The organism is Patescibacteria group bacterium (genome assembly GCA_041675205.1).
In the GTDB taxonomy this organism is placed as follows: Bacteria; Patescibacteriota; Patescibacteriia; order GWA2-46-9; family GWA2-46-9; genus JBAYUF01.
Genome location: JBAYUF010000021.1, coordinates 1 through 3,918, shown reverse-complemented (window position 1 = coordinate 3,918; position 3,918 = coordinate 1). Strand labels below are relative to the sequence as shown.

The window sequence follows — 3,918 nt, the reverse complement described above, 5'->3', positions numbered from 1 at the left end:
ATTCGTAAGGCTCGCTTCAGACTCTACCTTTACCTCTCTCGGCATAAGGTTCGCAATCACTCTAACATAAACATCAGGTGTGAACACTCGGCAAGCTTTAATGGCTTCCGCGCCGTGGGCGTCAAAGTCGTCGTAAAGGGCTTCCGTGAACTTGCGAATAAGCCCTTGCCGGTCAGGATTTCTTGGCACGGCGACGAGCGTGTTCTTGATCGTTCCCGCACGCGGAAGACGCGGCCCGTGCTTTGTTTTGACGGTCGAATTGTTCTTAATTTTTACAACTGACACGACTGCTCATTTCCCACAGTTCTTCTCTTTCTTCACCTTATCAAGTTCGGCCCTAAGTTGCACGACCTGATTGAGCGCTTCGTTGCGCTGTTCGGTGAGCGCGGCGATGTATGAGTTGGCCCTCTCCTGCATTTCGTCGATCGCGTGATATGTGGGCGCATCGGCGGCGAAGGCAGGGATTGCTAAAAGCATGAAAATTAAGACCATCCGCGTCATAGATTAACACCTGCTCGCCACGTTTCTGTTGTGTCGAACCACCACGCTGTCGGGGAGCCAACGGCAGGCGCTCTATTTCTTACTACAGCGCCTATCTGGCTCATGTTGGTAGCTGTCGGCGCATTCGGCACCTCAGTAGAAATAATATCGTCGGTGTCGATAAGCGGGATAGACGCAATTTCAGGGATGACCGAAGAATTATACAGCACCTTCGCCCCAGAATAAAAAGGAGCACTGATTGACATAGAGCGAATGGCTGGCGACGTGTTTAGATTTCCATATGCAATAAATATAAACTTTACGTCTGCGCCGTAGCTTATACTGCATTCCTTTTGCGAGGCAGACGATAACGAAGCTGTTGTTCTGAATAAATTTTTTACTACGTCGCGCACCTGTATAGAATGCTCCCGCGCTGCCCCAATCATCAACTGTGTATCTCCAAATGATGTAAGTCTCACCCCGTTTGCATCATATGGAATTACCAGAGGATACCCTGCTTGTGCTGACCCGTGCTCTATAAAGAGACTTAGCTTGCGAAACAAGTCTTTGCTCACAGACCTGACATCTACTAAAAAACCTAAGAACATATCCGCAGAAATCTGGATTTCATCCGTCTTCAGCACTGACGTTTTTACAGCCCCGAAGGCGTTTGGTCCTATGTCAAACCAAACACCTCTGGCGGGGGCCTGTACTCCAGATGCAGAGTCAACAACATTTCGACGCCCAAAGGATGCGAGCGTTTCCCAGCTATTCCCCCGCTCTGGGTGCATTTTATCCATTCTAAACAATGACGCGAGGGCAAAGGACGTCTTGTCTTGTGGGGTGTCACCACCGATAAATGACTGTGTATTATTGTCTAAAAACATATAACCATTAGCTGGCTCAAACAACATCGAGTCGACATAAAGATTGCGTGTAGCGATGACGATGTCTTGATTGCTGTTAGATCCTGTAGCACGTGCAGATAGGGTCACATTTAACCCGGATATGCCTGTAACATAAGCCCCCGATGGGATATCCCCCGAAGCCGAAGATACAACCGACGCCCCAACAGATATTCCAGTTACACTGGCCATAGCAACAACGTTGGTCCCATTTGTGGTTCCACCATTCGTAACAGTTGGTGCCGCATTGCCAGCAATTAGGTATTGTAGGTTTTCATGCCTGAAACCAGATATTTTATTTGACTGTAGAGTTGCTGTCGCGTTCGGGCCAACCCGCACATAAACGACAGATGACCCACCTGAACCAAGATTTAATATTTCATACCCGCCGCCGATGACCTCTGTCCCGGTAATTTGACCGCCTTGCATATCAAAAAATACAGCTGCCGCCATCTGGGGCGATGTTATGGTCGGGCGCGCCTCGATGTTCCCCATCGTTATGCGATGGGAATTAGAGAAACCAGCGTTTCCTATAGTCCTAACTACAGCGGCTCTAAGGCACCCAAAAGCGCCAAGTATTTCAATTTTATTGAAGGCGCTACCCACAGTGTCACCTAGAACGACAACGCCCTCATAAAAACTGTCAACGCGCACAACCGCCGAAAATGGATATAGATTTTTAAATACGATACCCGCGAACTGATCTGAAAAGTTTTGCGTAGACCTCTTTACGTTTATCCGGGTAATTGCGCTTATGTAACCAACAGCCCCTGCGTGGACGGGGAGAGAGTTATTTGCTCCTATCGTTACAGCATTTGCGCCGCTGCCAATAAAGACAAGAGTGCCATCGCAAATTATTGGGTTCGCGGTTGCGTCAACTATTGGTGTTGAAAAATTATAATTTCCAGCAGGGATGACGACAGACATGCCAGGAGAGACGCTGCCAGCGAATGCAATCGCCGCGTTTATGAGAGGGCCGTTATCGGCGATGTTCGACGAGGCTCCGAACTGCTTTATATTTACCTCGCCGCTAACTAAAAGAGCAAAAACACCGCCAGTGGCGGAAATAGCATACGCACCAACAGCCGGAGGCGAGGCGACCCGCGCGTAGCACCCTCCTCCTCCGTCGCCAAAAGTATAATAGCCGTGAGATATTACAAAATTTATATCGGGGGGCGTCCCATATTCCGGCAAGTCAACAATAGCGTTAATTTCTAATGCAGTCATTGATGAGTCCAAGCCGTTCCATCAAAAAAAGCAGAGCACACGACATTCCCGCCATTGGTGAATGTCCCGCCTATTACGGGGCAGGCCGTAAGCTGATCTGTAACGTAAGCCTCGTCGCCTACGCTGCCCGTTGGCAGCGATGCAATGGCGTAGCCCTTTCGCTTAATCGGGCCAAAAGCAACCAACCGCGCAACGGCTCCATTGATATCCATAGAGAGCACGCTCGTGCCGTTTACTGTGAAAGTCGATATGCCGCCACCTGGAGCAGAAATAGACAAGTACAGAGTTGGGGAACCCTGCCTTCCTACGCGAAAGTCGGTGCTGGATGCACCGCCTTCAACAAGCATACTGCCGAACACGTCCAATTGTGCGGTTGGAGCCACCGTGCCAATCCCCACAGCGCCATTGTCTTGAACGACAAAGCGAGTCGTCCCTCCTGAGTCTTTGGTCGTGATTACTTTGTTGGTCGTCGTCCCACTACCAGTGATTGTCAACGAGCGATTAGTGTTGTCCCACGACGTGCCGACCATGCAGCCGAGCACGCCAGCATTGTTGTAGAACATATTCAGCGTCGTACAACCGCCGACTGGCGTCGACCCCGCTGTTAAACCTTGAGGGCTGACGTTCAAAGCTTGAGCGAAAGCCGCGACTGTCGCAAAACAAAATACGCCAGCTAGGAATGCGCGCCTCATTTCACGTCCCCTGAAAACATCGCCGTGGCGCTTGCAGTTTTGACAAAACATCCCGTCGTCGAGAACACGGCCGTGATCCCGGTTTGAAACGCCTCAGGCGGGTTCATGCTCACCCCCACAGTGCTATTCGCCGCGACAGCCACACATTTGACCGGCGTCACTGCGCCATCTGCCGGAGCCGACGTAGCGTTGAAGATCATGACGAAGCCCGCTGCCGCGCCGGTCGTCACCTGATAGGCGTAGAGATTGCCAGCGCTCGCTTTGAAAACCTTGCTTGCTTCTGCCGCAGCCGAGACCACAGGGGTAATCCCCGCCGACGTGGCGGAACTAGGCGTCTGCGTTGTGAGCAGCTTTCCGGCGCTGTCGCATTGCAGGATGATAAATTGCTGGTCTGGCAGCGTCGGCGACGTGGCGCGGTACTGGCAATCAACGGCAAAGGCGGGCAGCGCCCACAGGGGCGAGAGGAAGGCTAGAGCGATTAGAATGCGGCGCATGGCGGTCCCTCGGCGAGGAAATCAGCGCAGAGCATAACATCTGTGGGCAGAAAAAGAAAAGCCCCGCCGAAGCGGGGCAGTTTTGGGAGGCTCGACATGGCCTGTCGAACACGTCTCACT

The 3,918-nt window shown here is 51.7% G+C and carries 5 protein-coding genes; all 5 read right to left on the bottom strand.

Features of this window, described 5'->3' with window-relative positions:
• On the bottom strand, positions 1-285 hold a 285-nt coding region (locus tag WC052_05890; GenBank protein ID MFA7287166.1), incomplete at its 3' end, for a hypothetical protein.
• Between the two features lie 6 nt (positions 286-291).
• On the bottom strand, positions 292-501 hold the full coding sequence (locus WC052_05885; protein MFA7287165.1) for a hypothetical protein: 210 nt from the start codon (positions 499-501) through the stop codon (positions 292-294).
• Positions 498-2,612: a hypothetical protein gene (locus WC052_05880; GenBank protein MFA7287164.1), complete on the bottom strand. Its 2,115-nt coding sequence runs from the start codon at positions 2,610-2,612 to the stop codon at positions 498-500. Before WC052_05880 ends, WC052_05885 begins: the two co-directional genes overlap by 4 nt.
• Positions 2,609-3,175: a hypothetical protein gene (locus WC052_05875; GenBank protein MFA7287163.1), complete on the bottom strand. Its 567-nt coding sequence runs from the start codon at positions 3,173-3,175 to the stop codon at positions 2,609-2,611. The genes WC052_05880 and WC052_05875 overlap by 4 nt, the downstream gene beginning before the upstream one ends.
• Before the next feature lie 125 nt (positions 3,176-3,300).
• Positions 3,301-3,798, bottom strand: a complete 498-nt coding sequence (locus tag WC052_05870) for a hypothetical protein (GenBank protein ID MFA7287162.1) — start codon at positions 3,796-3,798, stop codon at positions 3,301-3,303.
• Positions 3,799-3,918: the final 120 nt, after the last annotated feature.

Bases quoted from the DNA above. Each gene is read 5' to 3' on its own strand.
- WC052_05870 (MFA7287162.1), bottom strand. From the start codon at position 3,798: ATGCGCCGCATTCTAATCGCTCTAGCCTTCCTCTCGCCCCTGTGGGCG.
- WC052_05875 (MFA7287163.1), bottom strand. From the start codon at position 3,175: ATGTTCTACAACAATGCTGGCGTGCTCGGCTGCATGGTCGGCACGTCG.
- WC052_05885 (MFA7287165.1), bottom strand. From the start codon at position 501: ATGACGCGGATGGTCTTAATTTTCATGCTTTTAGCAATCCCTGCCTTC.
- WC052_05880 (MFA7287164.1), bottom strand. From the start codon at position 2,612: ATGACTGCATTAGAAATTAACGCTATTGTTGACTTGCCGGAATATGGG.